16 protein-coding genes are annotated in these 16,962 nt (G+C 43.4%); 7 read left to right on the plus strand and 9 right to left on the minus strand.

Annotation, left to right across the window (positions count from 1 at the left end; translation table 11 throughout):
- Position 1: 1 nt before the first annotated feature.
- Positions 2-940 carry an ROK family protein gene (locus BUB08_RS10790; protein ID WP_073001585.1) on the minus strand — a complete coding sequence of 313 codons (939 nt, stop codon included), beginning with the start codon at positions 938-940 and terminating at the stop codon, positions 2-4.
- 186 nt (positions 941-1,126) lie between these two features.
- On the opposite strand from BUB08_RS10790, the gene BUB08_RS10795 reads away from it, so the two are divergent.
- Positions 1,127-3,493 (plus strand): GH92 family glycosyl hydrolase, encoded by a 2,367-nt coding sequence (locus tag BUB08_RS10795; RefSeq protein ID WP_073001587.1) that lies wholly within the window; start codon positions 1,127-1,129, stop codon positions 3,491-3,493.
- A 67-nt stretch (positions 3,494-3,560) separates the two neighbouring features.
- Here the strand turns inward: BUB08_RS10795 and BUB08_RS10800 are convergent, their stop codons facing one another.
- Together BUB08_RS10800 and BUB08_RS10805 are read right to left on the minus strand one after the other, a co-directional pair.
- Positions 3,561-4,481, minus strand: a complete 921-nt coding sequence (locus tag BUB08_RS10800) for a DUF6807 family protein (protein ID WP_073001589.1) — start codon at positions 4,479-4,481, stop codon at positions 3,561-3,563.
- Between the two features lie 13 nt (positions 4,482-4,494).
- Positions 4,495-5,775: an acetylxylan esterase gene (locus BUB08_RS10805; RefSeq protein WP_073001591.1), complete on the minus strand. Its 1,281-nt coding sequence runs from the start codon at positions 5,773-5,775 to the stop codon at positions 4,495-4,497.
- 362 nt (positions 5,776-6,137) lie between these two features.
- On the opposite strand from BUB08_RS10805, the gene BUB08_RS10810 reads away from it, so the two are divergent.
- From BUB08_RS10810 to BUB08_RS10820, 3 genes are all read left to right on the plus strand, one after another.
- Positions 6,138-6,836, plus strand: a complete 699-nt coding sequence (locus BUB08_RS10810; RefSeq protein WP_073001729.1) for a 4Fe-4S dicluster domain-containing protein — start codon at positions 6,138-6,140, stop codon at positions 6,834-6,836.
- A 41-nt stretch (positions 6,837-6,877) separates the two neighbouring features.
- Positions 6,878-7,981 carry a glycoside hydrolase family 53 protein gene (locus BUB08_RS10815; protein ID WP_073001593.1) on the plus strand — a complete coding sequence of 368 codons (1,104 nt, stop codon included), beginning with the start codon at positions 6,878-6,880 and terminating at the stop codon, positions 7,979-7,981.
- A gap of 73 nt (positions 7,982-8,054) precedes the next feature.
- A complete protein-coding gene (locus BUB08_RS10820) occupies positions 8,055-9,404 on the plus strand; it encodes a Gfo/Idh/MocA family oxidoreductase (RefSeq protein WP_073001595.1) in 1,350 nt (449 codons plus the stop codon).
- Between the two features lie 115 nt (positions 9,405-9,519).
- On the opposite strand, the gene BUB08_RS10825 is transcribed toward BUB08_RS10820, so the two are convergent.
- Positions 9,520-10,392 (minus strand): M23 family metallopeptidase, encoded by an 873-nt coding sequence (locus BUB08_RS10825; protein ID WP_073001597.1) that lies wholly within the window; start codon positions 10,390-10,392, stop codon positions 9,520-9,522.
- Between the two features lie 78 nt (positions 10,393-10,470).
- On the minus strand, positions 10,471-10,968 hold the full coding sequence (locus tag BUB08_RS10830) for a cupin domain-containing protein (protein WP_073001600.1): 498 nt from the start codon (positions 10,966-10,968) through the stop codon (positions 10,471-10,473).
- 79 nt (positions 10,969-11,047) lie between these two features.
- Here BUB08_RS10830 and BUB08_RS10835 point away from each other — a divergent pair, with 79 nt between their 5' ends.
- Complete coding sequence (locus BUB08_RS10835; protein WP_073001602.1) at positions 11,048-11,527, plus strand: DUF4268 domain-containing protein; 480 nt, start codon at positions 11,048-11,050, stop codon at positions 11,525-11,527.
- A 467-nt stretch (positions 11,528-11,994) separates the two neighbouring features.
- Entirely contained in the window at positions 11,995-12,531 is a 537-nt protein-coding gene (locus BUB08_RS10840; protein ID WP_139249671.1) for a hypothetical protein, read from the plus strand.
- Between the two features lie 172 nt (positions 12,532-12,703).
- Here the strand turns inward: BUB08_RS10840 and map are convergent, their stop codons facing one another.
- On the minus strand, positions 12,704-13,474 hold the full coding sequence (gene map, locus BUB08_RS10845) for a type I methionyl aminopeptidase (RefSeq protein WP_073001606.1): 771 nt from the start codon (positions 13,472-13,474) through the stop codon (positions 12,704-12,706).
- A gap of 157 nt (positions 13,475-13,631) precedes the next feature.
- Between map and BUB08_RS10850 the strand changes: the two genes are divergently transcribed.
- Positions 13,632-14,363, plus strand: coding sequence for an acyl-[acyl-carrier-protein] thioesterase (locus BUB08_RS10850; protein ID WP_073001608.1), 732 nt, complete (start codon positions 13,632-13,634; stop codon positions 14,361-14,363).
- Between the two features lie 32 nt (positions 14,364-14,395).
- Here BUB08_RS10850 and BUB08_RS10855 read toward each other — a convergent pair whose 3' ends face one another.
- The 3 genes from BUB08_RS10855 to miaA form a co-directional block, all read right to left on the minus strand.
- The gene (locus tag BUB08_RS10855) at positions 14,396-14,935 is read right to left on the minus strand and encodes a threonine/serine exporter family protein (RefSeq protein ID WP_073001609.1); all 540 of its coding nucleotides are present in this window, start codon (positions 14,933-14,935) and stop codon (positions 14,396-14,398) included.
- On the minus strand, positions 14,935-15,705 hold the full coding sequence (locus BUB08_RS10860; protein WP_073001731.1) for a threonine/serine exporter family protein: 771 nt from the start codon (positions 15,703-15,705) through the stop codon (positions 14,935-14,937). Before BUB08_RS10860 ends, BUB08_RS10855 begins: the two co-directional genes overlap by 1 nt.
- 190 nt (positions 15,706-15,895) lie before the next feature.
- A complete protein-coding gene (gene miaA / locus BUB08_RS10865) occupies positions 15,896-16,828 on the minus strand; it encodes a tRNA (adenosine(37)-N6)-dimethylallyltransferase MiaA (RefSeq protein ID WP_073001610.1) in 933 nt (310 codons plus the stop codon).
- Positions 16,829-16,962 lie beyond the last annotated feature (134 nt).

The raw sequence follows: 16,962 nt of genomic DNA on the forward strand, positions 1-16,962 counted from the left end.
TTTATCCTTTAAAAACCAGCGAGGCTGCTCCCAGACATCCGGCCTGGTTGCCTAACCCGGCGGCTACTACTTCTGTGTTAGGAGTACAATCGGGCATGGCATATTCAAACGCTGCCTGTTCTATTAAATCGATATAGAAACTGCCGGCATCTGAAATTCCGCCACCTATTACCACTTTCTCCGGGGCAAAAATATTTATCATTGAAGCCACTCCGTGCCCCAAGTAACGTGTATGCTCGTGTATACACTGAACAGCGGCTGTCTCTCTTTCGTGATATTTCTGAACGATGTAATGTCCGTCTATTCCGGCATCTTTTCTCCCGGTTTTTTGTATATACTGGCGAATAAGTGCCTCCGTAGAAGCATAAGCTTCCAGGCAACCACGGCCGCCACAATTACAATCAACTCCTTTGTAATTAATGGTGATGTGCCCAAGCTCGGCACCCCGGTTTCTGAAACCGCTAAATAATTTCCCATCTATTACCACAGCCCCGCCAATGCCCGTACCAACCAAAAGAAAAACCACGTCGCTGTTTCCGCGGGCTGCACCATAAGCCACTTCTCCAAACCCCATCACATTGGCATCGTTATCAACAAAAACAGGTAGATTGAATGCTTTGGAAAAAATGCTGTGAAGAAAAATATTTTTCCATCCGTTAATATTATCTGCTCCTCCCAAAACAACTCCGTTGTAAACAATTCCGGGAGTACCAATTCCAATTCCCAAAACCGTTTTACCCAGCTCTTTTGCTCTTTTTAATGTTGTATGAATGGCAGTGTGTAAAACACTCAGGGTAACTTCACGCGGGACATTTCTTCCAAGCGACAACTTGCCGCTGTATAGCACATTGCCCTTTTCCGATACCAGGGCAAACCTCACAAGCAATCCCTCCAAGTCAATGCCTACAGCATATCTTTCTTCTTTTTCTGACCCGTTCATAGTTGGCGTGATTAAATTTTAACATTCAACTTCTTTACTAAACAAAAAAAGAGGTTCACCCACAAAAAAACTTCTAGTTTTTTATTCAATACAAATGGTAAATTGACCTTTCGATTATTTTTTCAGTTCTATTTTTATCTTTGAGGTTAATATTCTTAATATTCAAACCGGTTAATCTATAAAACAATGAAACAACTAAGGCCATTCTCTTTTTTCATGCTCTTAATGGTCTTCAAAGGTTTTACAACCTTTTTGACGGCCCAGTCCCTAAATCCTGTGGACTATGTAAATCCATTTTTAGGAACAGACTTTTTCGGACACACCTACCCGGGTGCTTCACTTCCATACTCAATGGTTCATGTGAGTCCGGACACAGGAACCGAAGGATGGACACACTGTGCAGGCTACATCTGGCAGGCAAATTCCATAATTGGTTTCAGCCACACCCACTGGAGCGGCGTTGGGATGGTGGACGGCGGAGATATTTTGCTCATGCCGGTTGTTGGAAATAAACTGCAGGTGATACCGGGCTCCGACAAAAATCCGGACGAAGGTTACCGGTCACGGTTCAGCCATTCCCGCGAGTCTGCTTCGCCGGGGTACTACTCTGTTTTTCTGGAAGATTACAATATTGAAGCAGAACTTACAACAACACCGCGCGTCGCTTTTCACCGCTACACATTTCCCGAAGCTAAAAATGCAAAAATCATTTTGGATTTGGGGCACCAAATTGGGGAAAAAGATACAAACGACAAGGCCGAAGTACGAATTATCAACAACCACCGAATTGAAGGTGAAAAAATCGATGGCCCCGGGACAATATTTTTTGTGGCAGAGTTCAGCAAGCCTTTTTTATATTACGGCACATTTGACACAGACTATTCCACACCCGAATCGGGCGCCGCAGTTTTCGCATATAAAAACGCGGAAGCCGGGAAAAACATAGGTGCGTTTGTAACCTACCACACTGCTGAGCAGGAACAGGTTCTGGTAAAAGTTGCCATTTCGTACGTCAGTATCGAAGGCGCCCGGAAAAACATGGAAGCTGAATTGAATCACTGGAACTTTGAGCAGGTAAAAACCGATGCTCAGAAAATCTGGGAAAAAGAGTTGTCGAAAATACAGGTTGAAGGCGCGCCTGAAGAAAAGAAAGAAATCTTTTACACCTCTGTTTACCGCTCGTTGCTTGCCCAGTACATTTCGCAGGACGTAGACGGAAAATATTTTGGCGCCGACGGAAAGATACAAGTTGCGAAAGGGTTTGATTTTTATGGTTCCTTTTCGTGCTGGGACACTTACCGCTCGCAACACCCGTTGCTAACGCTGATTGCTCCTGAACACGTGAACGATTTCATCAAATCAATTGTGGCCAAAACCCGGCAATACGGTTGGCTCCCAGGGCAGCATTTTCAAAATGTTTTTGGCGAAGGAATGGTTGGCGACCACCTCGTTCCGGTTATTACAGATGCGTACCAAAAAGGGTTTCGCGATTATGATGTGGACTACATTTACAATGTAATGCGAGCCAAAGCGCTTGAGTTTCCAAAGCCTCCGGTTTCGATTGATGCTGCCCGTTCAGGCTTAAAATACACTAACGAACTGGGCTACATTCCGGCAGACCGGGTTGCGGAATCAGTGCCCAAAACGCTGGAATTTTCGTACGATGATTGGTGCATTGCTCAAATGGCAAAAGATTTGAGCAAAAAAAATGATTACAACCTCCTCATGCAAAGGGCAAATAACTACGCGAATGTTTGGGATAAAGGAACTTTGTTTATGCGGCCAAGAATGGCAGACGGCTCGTGGCTGGAAGCGCTGAACGGCCGGGAGCAGGAAATTGTAAAAGAAGGAGACCATTCGTATTACAAATATTTTGACCCGCTGCTGGTTGGCCGGCGCCCCAACCGCCACTACACCGAATCAAATGCATGGCAATATGTCTGGTCTGTTCAACACGATATTCCCGGATTGATAAATTTATTTGGAGGCTCGAAAAAATTCACCGAAAAGCTGGACACTTTTTTTGAAATGAGCCCGCTGATTTCGTCACCAAAATATGTAGGAGTAGTAGGAACCATCGGACAATACGTTCATGGCAACCAGCCGTCGCACCATGTTGCTTACCTTTACAATTACGCCGGGCAGCCATGGAAAACGCAATACCGTGCAAGGCAGGTTACAACCCAACTGTACCGGCCCGGCCCGGGCGGCCTTTGCGGAAACGAAGATATGGGCTCACTCTCATCGTGGTATGTACTGAGTGCCATGGGTATTTACCCGGTAACTCCCGGAAATCCGGTTTATATGATTGGCAGCCCTTTGTTTGAGAAGACGACGCTAAAAACGCAGAAAGGCTCCACGTTTACAGTAATTGCGCGGAACAATTCAGACGACAATATTTACATTCAGAAAGCAAGTTTGAACGGACAGCCGTTTGACCGAACCTGGATATCGCACGAAGAAATTGTAAACGGCGGAGTACTCGAATTTGAAATGGGTCCGAAACCCAACAAAAAATGGGGAACCGGCAAACAAGCATTGCCTCCGCAATAACAGAAAAAAGGCTTCAACAAAAAAATGCTGAAGCCTTTTTTTAGCCCGATAAAATATCTTCAGACTTCTATTTTTCCATTGCTTTTTTAATTTTCCGGTCGTTCATTTTTCCGGAATAAACCAGCAGCGAATAGTTTAGCACCAGCGGTACCGAAGTTAAAACAGGGACGGTTCCGTTACCGGGAAACGCCGCATTTTGCATGCTGTTTTTCGGCCGCAAAATCCAGGGCTGCGGATATCCGGGATTAGAAGGATTATCGACCATCACAATTCCCGAACGCTTGCCGTTCTTCCCCATGCTTCCCGAAACATTAACGTAACCGGGCGACTCAACAGCATTAGTCTTCGGCTCAACCTTTCCTTTTTCGCCTGTAAATTGAACATCTTCCGGCAACACCATCCGCACCGAAAAGCCGCTGTATCCTTTTGCGTCTTCAGAGCCTCCAATAGAAAGCTTTTTCTCCCTTGCCAACAAGCTGATTTGAAAATCAATCCGACGGTAATTGTCTTTTTTCGGATGAATTGTAACCGTTGTGCTTTCAGTAACATAAGGCACCTTCCGCTCATCTTTCACCCATTTATCTGACAGCCAGTCAACCTCGGCTTTAAACACACCGATGCCATCTTTTTGCATCCTGAATTCCACGTCAGACACTTTCTGTTCAAAATCCTTAATCTCCCAGGGATCGCCAATTCTTTGCCCGTCGATCCACACCTGGTGCCACGCCCAGAAAATGCCACGGTGGTGCAGGTGGTCAACCGGAAAATCTTCGGTTAAAACAGCGCCGTCAACTCCCCACAGCGGATGAATGTAATTGCAACGCTGATAGTCCCCCTGATAATCTTTCATTGCCGTCTGATAGAAAAGAATTTTCTCTCCTTTTTCAAGGAAAAGAAAGCCCCCCTCCTCTTTTTTCATGGTTACCTGTGCGTTTAGTCCAAAGGAAAACAGAATCAGAAAAAGGCCTGCCGCGGTTTGATGTTTCATTGATATTTATGTCTTATTTAAGTAATTGTTCTACCAGCCACTTATCTTTCTGCTCATGCTGCTCGGGAAAAGCCCAGTGCTGAGTTTCCTGAAAAACATGCAACTCTTTGGGTGCCGTAATTACGTTGTAGGCCGCGTGCATCGAGGTAGGCGGACAAACATTGTCGTTGTATCCCCAACTGTACCATCCCGGAACTTTCACAAAGCGGGCAAAATTGACTACATCGTAATATTTCGAAGTTTCCACCTTTTCAGGTTTGTTGGTAAATGCATCGCGAAACATGTGTGGCCAACCGCCTGCGCGGCCATGCAAATACCCGGTTAAATCGGAAAGCGCAGGATACAAAGCGCCCAGGTAATCAATACGATCATCGAGCCCGGCAGTAATAATAGAAAGCGCTCCTCCCTGGCTGCCTCCGGTAACTGCAATATCTTCACCGTTGAAACAATCGAGTGTTTCTATAAAATCTACGGCGCGCACACATCCGAGGTAAACACGTTTAAAGTAGTAATTATCTTTATCATCCATGTTGGTAACCCAGTAACCGTCCAGCGCCCCCCAACGCAAATCGTCGTACACGCCTTTGTCTAGATTTACGGGAATCCCGTGAATACCAATCTGGAAAGTAATAACTCCTTTTTCGGCATTCCATGTATCGCCAAAATACGGCCTGATTCCGGCTCCCGGAACATGCAATATTGCCGGGTATTTTCCTTCGGCTTTTGGCTTGCACAAAATTCCGTAAATTTTCCCTTTTATATTATTGATGCTCACGTGATAAACATCCACTTTGTCGGTGCAGCGTTCGGGCATCAATGTTAAAACCGGTTTAACCGGTACTTTTGCCAAATCAGCTTTGGCATTTTCCCAAAAGGTTTCAAAATCGGAAGGAAGAGTTGTGGAGGGCTGAATATCGTCGGGTGAAAAACCGGCAGTGGCGTATGAGTAATAACTTTTCCCATCCACCTCAACCGAAGCGTGACATCTCAGGAACCCGGCGTCTTTAAACCGTTTGGCTTTTACCGAGGCGACTCCTTTTTTCAATGTTACCGTTCCTTCTTCCCATGCATCCATTTTTTCAGGGTTGATGGTGTATTTCACATCAATGCCTTCTAACGGAACATTATTTCGAAGCACTGTAATCTGAAATTCTGCCCTTTCGCCTTTTTCGTAGGTCCAGTCGGCGTGATTGGGGGTGACAATAACCTGAACCAGTTCTTTTCGAGGCTGGCTATTGCTTTGAAGGCAAAAACCGGCAATTAATAAAACTAAAAAAGCAAATCTGATCTTCATAATTTTGACTATTTATTCAATTTATTGTTAATATCATATCTACGTGTTCATCGCAAAATCCCACTATTCTGCAAGATATTTTAGCTTCGAAATTACAACTTTAATTGAATTTATGCCAGTTTCGAAAGCACAACCTCATGCTTCAAAGCTGCTACATTAAAGCGAACCATGCTAATTAGCCAAGAAAAACGGAATGTGATTAAAACACTGCCGTACATACTATGTACTGAAGAGCCGCTATCGATAAAAAAATAAAAACAGCCCAGTTTGCAGCAGTCGAGGGTGACAGAATAATTTATAAAAAATAGCTATCTTCCCTGTTGCAGACGATGCATATTGCGTATTGTAAAAAAACAACCGATATGACAACAACCCATTTTCAGGAAGAGCTGCTGGTTGAAATAAAAAACCAAGGTGCTGACTTCATACATTTTGTAGATATATCGCATTTGTCCGGCGAACAAAACAAAGGATATCCGACAGCGATTCTGTTTGGGATTGCTCTTTCAAAAACATACCTCCGGAAAGTTGCCGGAACGCCCGACTATGTAGAACAAATGAAAAGCAGTAAAACGATAGAAAACGATGAGTTTTACCTGACTGAAATGAAGACAGACGGAATTGCAAATCGCATTGAAGAATTCCTTGTTGAAAATAAATTTGAAGCTTATTCGCAATCGGAAAACAACATTATAAAAACCGGGTATTTCAACAAAGAACATCGAAAAACTCCGCTACCGCACAAAACAATTGCAATGCATGCCGGGATAGGATGGATTGGGAAACACAACCTTTTGGTAACCCCAAAATACGGAAGCGCAATCAGTATGTGTTCAGTTTTAACAAATGCTCCACTCAAATCGAAACGAGAAGAACCCATGGATTCGCGCTGCGGGGATTGCACCATTTGCCGGAAAGTTTGCAAAACAGGCGCTATAAAAGGCAACCTTTGGGAATATGGAATTGCGCGAGAAAAAATAATCGACGTTTTTTCCTGTACCACCTGCTTTCAATGTGTAGTGCAGTGCCCATGGACGCAGAAATATTTTAACAACAATTGAAAATATCTGAACCGCATTTAAAATCATATAATTATTGAAAGATGAAACTAATACTTCTGACCATTGCAGTTTTGCTTAGCGCCATTTCCTGCAACAAAGCGCAGGAAAACAGCAACGACCTTCCTACTGAAGACCAGCTTGTTTACGGTGGCGATTTCTCCATCATGAAAAAAAATGAAGATTTGGGAGGGCAATACAAATCGAACGGAAAGGCAATTGAAGGGTTTCGGCTGTTTAAAGACAATGGATACTCGTGGTGCCGGCTACGCATTTTTCATACACCCGACATGGAAGGGCCGGTTTGCAACAACCTGAAATACACCATTTCGCTGGCACAAAAAGCCAGTCAGTACGGATTCAAAATATTTCTGGATTTTCACTATTCCGACACCTGGACCGACCCCGGGAAACAATTTACTCCGGCTGCGTGGAAGAATTTGGATTTTGCAGTGCTCACCGACAGTGTTTATCAATACACTAAAAATGTGATGACCGCCATGAAATCAGCCGGGGTTTTCCCGGAAATGGTGCAAATTGGAAACGAAATTAACAACGGGATGCTGTGGCCGCACGGAAAACTTTGGGACAACAGCGGGAATGCCCGCTGGGACGAATTAACCACTTTGTTGAAAGCCGGCATCAGGGGAGTGAAGGATGTACACGGCGGAGCTGACATTCCAATAGTTATTCATGCTGCAACAGGTGGCAACCTGGTTGAGTCCGACAATTTCTACAGCAATATGCTACAGCGCGGAGTAAATTTTGATGTCATCGGGTTGAGCTACTACCCGTGGTGGCACGGTACGTTTGAAGACCTGGAGAAAAACCTCCAATTTCTTTCCAACAAATACACGCAGGAAATATCAATAGTAGAAACAGCCTATTTTGCCAACGGCTGGTATCCCGAGCCATCAAAAGATGTTCTCGATGTGCAACCCTTCCCGCCAACCGAACAAGGACAGTACGATTTTCTGAAAGCTTTAAATACGCGTCTTCAGAACTATCCAAAAGTAACCTCTGTTTATTACTGGAAACCCGACGGGCTGGAAATACCCGGCTCCGGAATCCCCTATTTGGGACGCAGTCTGTTCGACCGAAACGGGAACGCATTCAAGGGAATTTCTGCCTGGAAAACAGAAAATTAAATCAGAAACAGAATTCATTTTATGATTAGAATTTTATTTTTGTAGAATTCTAATACCAACTAAATTTTAAGTAATGATTCCATTTTCAAGAAGAAATTTTCTGAAGACGGCATCTGCGATTACTGCTGGTGCTGCGTTTATTCCCAACCTCATTAGTTGTTCTCCGTCAAAAAAGCTCAACATTGCTGTAATTGGCGTTGGCGGGCGGGGAGAAACCAATTGGGGTGCCTGCCCCGAAGAAAACATTGTGGCTTTGTGCGACGTGGACGAAAACCGCGCAGCCAAAGGTTTTAACACCTTTCCCAATGCGCGTCGGTTCAAAGACTTCCGCAAAATGTTTGATGAAATGGCCGGACAAATTGATGCAGTGCTTGTTTCCACGCCCGACCACACCCATTTTGCCGCCACCATGGCCGCAATGCAACTGGGCAAACACGTGTATGTGGAAAAACCGCTGGCACACAATGTATGGCAGTTGCGCACCCTCAAAAAAGCAGCACACCATTACAATGTAATCACACAAATGGGCAACCAGGGACATGCCACCGACGGCATCCGCCGCGTAAAAGAGTGGGTTGACGCAGGAATTATCGGGGAAGTAAAAGAGGTAATTGCATGGTTTAACGGCCCGGAGTTTGGCGAAGGAAAATACTTTACCAAACCGGCGCAGTTCCCCCCGGCAGAAGAACCAATCCCCGAAGGGTTTGACTGGAATTTATGGCTGGGCCCTGCAGCCGAACGCTCGTACAATCATGTTTATCATCCCAAATCGTGGCGCGGGTTTTACGACTTTGGCAACGCAGAACTGGGCGACTGGGCATGCCACACGCTCGATGCTCCGTTCTGGTCTTTGGAGCTGGGAATGCCACTGGCCACGGAAACACTGTTTAGCTCGGGAGCGCCCGAAGGCTTTCTTCCCGACCAGTCAATTATTCAATTTGAATTCCCGAAAAGAGGAAACAGGCCTCCGGTTACCCTCACCTGGCACGAAGGCGGGTTAAAGCCGAAAAACAGGCCCGAATGGAAGCTGGACGAACTGCCGGGCTCCGGAATGATAATGGTTGGCGAAAAGCAAAATATTATTACCGGCGGAAGGCCAAACAACGCCCAGCTTATGATGCCGAAAGCCGAATGGGAAAACTGGGTTGCCAATGAAATGCCCGAGGCTACCATTCCGCGCATTGAAGGCGGCCCGCAACAAGAATTTCTGGATGCAGTAAAAGGAAACGGCCCGCTGCCAGGCTCCAACTTCGATTATGCCACCGAACTCACCGAAATGTCACTCATCGGGGTGCTGGCGCAACGTTTCAATACGCGCATTGAATACGATGCAAAAAACATGAAAGTAACAAATAGAGAAGATTTAGACCGCTACATTAAGGAACCGGTGCGGAATGGTTGGAGTTACGGAGAAGAACTTTGACAGAACTTCCTGTTTGAAAATTTAAACAACGACTTTTTTTAGACATCGTTCGTTTGCTAACAAACCGGACGATGTCTTTTTTTGCAAAAAATTACAGATTTGTTTTCCAACGAAACTACTTCAGGTATCGGCGTTTTTCGCGGTTGCTCATTTCCAATCCTCTTACTTCATCAGGATGAAACACTTTGTATTTTTGGGAGGCGAGCAAGAGCCCGGCATCCTTTTCTCCTGTTAAAAATTGGGGAATAATAAACCGAATATCGGCAGAATTCAGGCTGTGCTGAAAAATTAAAACGACTAGTTCTGTGCTCCCTGCAGCCACTGCTCCCAACTGTTGCCCGGCAAAAACTTTCTCGCCAACCTTTAGCTTTTTGTCGTTATCAACCACGTTATGATAGCAAATCAGAGTGCCGTCCGGCTGCAAAAGTGTTACGGCATTTTTCCAGGTATGATACCATGTTTGCGGATCGCCCGAACGCTTTGCTCCCACCACTTCAACAACAGTGCCGGTGCGACTGGCAAAAACCGGATCGCCTGGTTTTGCATAAAAGCCGGTGGCGTTCCACGACTCAGGCAACCCCGATCCCCAAAAGCCGGTCAGATTTTTCACATCAAAAATAGCCACTTCGCTTCCCCGAGCAAAAGGGATCAAATAAGGGAAGTCGAGATCAGCCAGCGACATGGGGTTTGATTTGAATGTTTTTATCTGGTAATTAAACCTGGGCGCCTCAGCATCAGGGTAACGCTGCAAAGTAAACAGGCTGTTGAAACCTGGTTCCAGCAGCTTAATGTATGGCAGCGGTTCGTTAAATGTGGTATTCTCCAAATCGGCAAAATCGATATTCAAAAAAAGCGGTGCCGGCGTATTATTGTAGGCAACAAAATCCACATCGCCAACCCCGTTATAATTGGCTTGTACTTCAACTAACTGGGCGTAGGTTTCAAAAAACAGAAAGAAAAACGCAATAAAAAAAAAGAGTCTGTTCATGGTTACACAATTGTTTGGTCTTTAGTCTTTTTTATTCTGTTGTAGCATCAACAACATTCTGTCTCGAATAAAACGCAATTATCTGATTAATGGTATTATTTCTTCAGCAAAATCGGGAAATTCTTTCAGCAACCGGCCATCTGCCAGTTCAAAATCTTCGAAATGAAAACCGGGAGAAACAGTGCACCCCGCAAGGGCATAACCGCCCGGGTTAAGCAGGCGGGCAGCGAACCATGTATTTTTTGGAACAATTACCTGAAATGTCTGCCCGCTTTCCGGGTCATTTCCAACCAGATACTTTTTCAATTTTCCGCGTTCAAGCGAAATAATTTCTATTGCAGAATTACCTGCGTAATAATGCCAAATTTCATCAGATTTTATCCGGTGAAATGCTGAAAAACAATCGCCTTCGAGCAGGTAATAAATGGACGTGGCAAAGCTCCGTTCTCCACGAAAATTAGCTGGCAAGCCCGTTTGCGGAACAACATCGTCCGACAAATAAATCTCATGATACCATCCACCCTCCGGATGCTTTTCCAACCCAAGTTTTTCGATCCAATACTTTGCTGTTTTCATACCATTTAGTTTTCTTCGTATTTTCAAAAGTAAAAATTAATATTGCTTTTTAATCCTGCATGGTGGGAAAAACCGGAAAATGTATTCAAAAGAAGAAGCGAAAAAAATAAGATTGCAGTTTTGGACACAATTTGGCAAACGCTGCGAAATACACCCTTTGCTCAGGCAGCGTCAGAAAAAGTGGATGCTCCACCGCACCAAAATACAGGGAGTTGCACTGCGTTTTGAGGCCGACCGTAATGATGCAAAAGTTATTCTGGAATTGAGTCAGCGTAGCGAAGACAAGCGTCTGAAAGCCTTCGAAGTTTTACAGAACTGCAAAGTAATTCTCGAAGACGGCTTTTCAGACGGCCTGCTTTGGGAGTTTTTTCATGAACGGGAAGACAGCGGACAGCAGGTTTGCCGGATATACAATATTTTACCACACGTAAATATGTACAGGCAAAAGCAATGGCCCGATATATTCAATTTCTTCATTGAGAATATGAGCCGCCTGGAAGAAAACTTTTTGCAAATTCGAGACGTGTTACAAGAAGAGATGGAACAATATTCAGCCTAAACAGAAATTAAACATCCTCAGCTTTAACCGTGATTTTTTTCTGAACCGGAGTACTTCGTCCGGTAAAAATCGTACACAACACATTCGAAAAAACATTTTTTTCCTCATTTTACTTCGTGATATTTTTCTCAAATACGCCTCAAAATGCCAAATAATACTCTTCTCCGTTAAACAACCCATTTTTTTCACAAAAAAAATCAAATCAACAACACACTATAAATCAACTGATTAAATCAATTCTTCAAAAAATAATAGAAAATATTTAGTACTATGTATTGCATGGTATTATTTTTTATTTATATATTTGCATAACAAACAACAGGGTTTTGAAAAGTACATGACAAAAAAAAGTTCTATAAATTTTGTAACGAAATAAAAACTCAGGCGTCTTAAAAGTGAAAATTGAAAAACAAAGACAGAAACAATTAAAAAAATTAATAAAAAAAGGAGACTAAGTCATGAAAACAATGAACAACAAATTACAAAAAACAGGAATGGGTACACTGACAATTATTGCAGCATTGGTTGTAACATTTTTAACTCTCGATGTTTACCGGGCAAATGCCGGCAACAACAAATTAAATGAAGCTGCTTATACAACGTCGGATGCTGAAATAGCTGCATTTGCAAACTACCTGACCGAAGAAAAAGAGGCTGAACTGAACACCGAAACATGGATGCTGAATGTCGACAATTTCTTTATGGACTACCATCTGGCTGAATCAACAGATGCTCCGCTTGGGCTCGAAGCCTGGATGAAAGATTTGAACTATTTCGGGAACTTCGCGTACCTCGAAACAGAAGCAGAAGAAGCGCTGAATCTGGAAAGCTGGATGCTGAACGAAAATTTGTTCGAATCCAATGCAACAAAAGCAACCACCACGGAAGTTTCCGGTCAGAGAACTCCGTTTGGCAGAAGAACCATGATTCTAATGACAGACAATGACCCTAAACTGAAAGTAGAATACTGGATGTTAGATTACCGCCGCTGGAACATAAAATAACAGCCACGAAAACAAAGGAAAACAGAAACAAAAAAGCCGGTTAACTGCCGGCTTTTTCTTTTTTATACGAACTTATTTTGTGTTGTTTTTTACTGCAATCATCTTCAAAAATCCCAATACAATATCGAACATCAAGTCCGTTTTCCTGTCTCAGAAAACTTTTTCAGGTTGCTTAATACTCGTTATGAATATCAGTCAGAACTTCGTACCCGGTTGGGGTAACCAAAATAGTGTGTTCAAACTGTGCCGACAATTTATTATCGATGGTGCGTGCAGTCCAGCCATCTTTTTTATCAATTGAAGTGGATGACCTGCCTTCGTTAATCATCGGTTCGATGGTAAAAATCATACCGGGCTTCATTTTCGGACCTCTGTTCCTGCGCGATGTATGGTCAACCTGCGGTTCTTCGTGAAACTCCAGTCCCACGCCGTGTCCACAAAATTCCCAAACCACGCCAAAACCTTTTGCTTTCGCATAACGACTAATCACAAAACCAATATTTCCAAAGTAATTTCCCGGTTTTACCTGCTGAATACCCAAATCTAAACAATGACGGGTTACTTCAATTAGCTCACCTGCGTCCGGGGTAATTTCACCAACAGTAAACATGCGCGATGTGTCGCCATAATATCCATCGAGAATAGTAGTAATATCGATATTCAGAATATCGCCATTTTTCAATATAGTATTTGCTGACGGAATGCCATGACAAACCACTTCATTGAGCGAAATACAACTTGATTTCGGGTAGCCATTGTAACCTTTGGTTGCCGGAATAGCATTGTGTTCACGAATGAATTCCTCTATTTTATCATCAATAAACTCTGTATTAACACCTTCTTTAACAAATTGCGCTGCGTAATCGAGCGTCTGAGCTGCCAGTTTGGAGCTCTTCCTAATCCCCTCTATCTGTTCCGGGTTCTTAATAATTATACCACCCATATTCTATATTTTTGTGCAAAATTGGTCAAATTCACTGGTTTTTCAAAACCGAACAATACTTTTGCAAAAAAGTTTAAGAAGAAGTTTAAAGCCCCGGGAATTATGACTTTATTTACCGGTTCGCCATTCTGTTCTTTAACCTTTGTTCAAATAAAAAATGAAACACATCAATCATTTATCAACGCGTTCCTATTTCATTAACCGTTTTGGAAAACTTTCCACATCGTTTATGTTTTACCAGATGCAGGATATTGCATGGGAACACGCGGCAAAACTGGGATTTGGATATGACAACCTGAAACAGGACGAGCAGTTTTGGGTGCTTTCTAAGTTACTTGTAAAAATAGATCGCCGGCCGGTTTGGGGCGAAGATTTTGCCTTGGAAACATGGTCGCGCGGCACCGACGGATTTTTTGGCTACCGCGATTTCAATTTCGTTGACAAGCAGGGTGCCAATATTATACAGGCCACCAGCAGCTGGCTGGTACTGGATGCCAAATCCAAAAGAATTGTAAGATTGAATGATTTTACAAACTTTCCCAAATACGAAGAAAGTGTGTTCGGAAACAACGCCGGGAAAGTTTCTACTCCGAAAAGCAACGATAAGCTGGAATTTACCCCGGTGCGTTTCAACGAGATTGACATTAACCAGCACTTTAACAGCGGCCGTTACATCGAACGAATTATCGACAGTTTCAGCTTTGATTTTCATCAGGCAAATGAGCTGATTGAATTTGAGGTGAACTTTTTAAAAGAAGGCATGCCCGCAGACAGGCTGGCGGTAAAAAAACAAGTGCTTGATGAAAACCACTACATGTGCAGCGTTGTGCGCGAAAGCGACGGAGCAGACCTCATCCGTGTTCGGTTAGTTTGGAAGAAAAGAAAGTGATTATTTTCGAGAAAAACGCCCGGCCTGACGAATCAGTTCTTTGCCGAGTGAGTTTTCAGTGCAACTTTTTTCACCAGTCGTCCTACTTTTTTCGGCACCCTTATTTGTTTTGCCGATTCGCGCCTGGTTAACAACATTGGAGCCGACACACCGAGAGCCAGAACCATTAACACGAAAAACGCTTTTAACCCGTTTCTGACTGTATCGTCGAGTAATTGCGTATAAACTGTTGGCGTGGAATCATTCGTAAGCCGAATAAGGCCGAGCATCATTCGGTACGCAAAAGCACCTGGAACCATCGGAATTACTGAAGGTATTGCAAATACAAATGGTGGAGCATGACGAAAATGTGCTGCATAAATACTCAAAAAACCAACGAGCATTGCGCCAAAAAATGAACCTATTATTATTCCGCCGCCCAGTTGCATGGTAATCAGTTTTAATGTTCCGCCAAGCGCGCCAAGCAAAAATATGACCCACACCGTGCGAACCGGCACATTAAAAAGTATTGCAAAACCAACAGATGCAAACCCCAGCCAAATCCAGTTTTCAAAAAATACCGAATAATCCATTAAATGTTATAAATTAAAATTGAACACAACATTCCAAATGCAATGGCAAAAGATATAATTAAGCCATTTGTTCCCCGCACAATACCATTCATTATGTTGCCGTTTAGCAAATCAGACAAAGAATTAATCAACGGAATTCCCGGAATCAGATACAAAACACATGTAGCAAGTGCAAATTCGGGGTTGCTCCCAACGTGGTATTTCACAAATGCACCGGCGATGAGACATGCAACAAACGACGCCACGAAAACACACAAGTAACCGTTAAATTTTCGTTTGGCTGCCTCCTGCTTAACAAAAAGGCCAATAAACGTGGCAACAAAAACCACCAGCATTTCAACGGCACCACCTCCGGCAAGCCTGCAAAAAGAGGCCCCGGCAAGCGCAACAGTAGAGAGCACCACTATCCGCGGATAATGTGGCAGTGCTTTCAACCGTTCTATTTCATCCCAAATTTGCTGGTAGCTCCAGTCTTCTTCCACAATCCGCCAGCTCATTCGGCTAATGCCGCTAACCATCCTAAAATTAGACCCGTGCGCCAAGGTACGTTTTAAGCTGCTGTGGAAATAATCATTTCCTTCGGCAGAAAGCGACAACATTAAAGCGCGGTGGGTAATCAGCAGGTCGGCAGTGTAACCGTATGCATTGGCAATACGCAATACTGTAACGCGTATTCGCATTGAATTAGCACCAGAAGTCATTAACAATGCTCCTACTTCCAACAGTATTTTACCTAACTCTTTCCCAGAATTCAATCCGGAGTTTTCCATAAACCATCCATTTTTGCCGTGCGAAATAAACACATTTTAACTTCATGAATACAATTTATGAAAATTCATCTTTCGAATTTAAATTTATGTTATCCCTGGGCGAAAACTTTTCACTGTTTTTTCAAAAAAAGACGCTATTTGCCCCAATTCAAAAGAAAAAAAACAAAAGTGATTTTTCGCGCATTCTGAATTACTCGGAGAGCAACTGTTGAATTTTTTCGATTTTTTGTGGCATGGGCAGATGCCCGTCAACCCAGTAAATTTTTGTTCCGCGTTTTTCCATGCCCCGAAACCAGGTCATCTGCCGTTTGGCAAATTGGTGGATGGCAATTTCCAGCTGTCTGAACATCTCCTCGTAGGAAAGTTCGCCAATTAAATGAAGTGTAAGATACTTGTACTCCAGCCCATAATAAATCAATTGTTCTGGCGTTAATCCCAAATCCAGCAGTTTTTGCACCTCATCCAGCATCCCTTGTTCAAGCCTCTGTTTCAGCCTTTTCGTAATCCGGCTACGACGGGTTTCCCGGTCAAACTTCACCCCGATATTCAGGCTGTTTATTTTGGGCATTGACGTTTCCAAATCCGGATTTTCGCGGGAATACATTTCTATTTCGATGGCACGAATGGCACGACGGTCGGTTTCAACGTCTGTTTTATTATGCAAATTCGGTTTCATTTGCTGAAGAATTTCGGTAAGCTCCTGCAGTGTTTTCCCTTCCAGCTTTTTCCGCAATTCTTTATTGGGCGGAACATGAATAAGTTTATAATCTTTAAGTACGGCTTCAAGATACAAGCCGCTTCCTCCGCACAGCACCGGGAATTTTCCTTTAGAACGAATCGTGTTAAAAACCTCGATAAAATCTTCCTGAAACCGATACACATTATAATGATTTCCCGGATCCTCAATATCGACCAGATAAGACGGTATTTCAACGCCATCCACAAAATAGTCGACATAATCTTTTCCGGTACCAATGTCCATTCCCCGGTAAACCTGACGCGAATCTGCAGAAATAACTTCGCCTTCTATTTCTGCGGCCAAATGTGCTGCCAGTCCGGTCTTTCCGGTAGCGGTGGGCCCCAAAATTGTAACCAGGTTATATTTTGACTTTTCTAAATTCATGTATTTATTTGAATACAAAACTATGAATTAAAAATAATTGTAATGCCCCAAACCTAAAAATACCTTTTAACGAAGGTCAAACATCTCGAGGTTTTAACTTCGATACTCCTCTGTTTACGCCAAGCGACAAACGC

The organism is Mariniphaga anaerophila, assembly GCF_900129025.1.
Classification (GTDB): domain Bacteria; phylum Bacteroidota; class Bacteroidia; order Bacteroidales; family Prolixibacteraceae; genus Mariniphaga; species Mariniphaga anaerophila.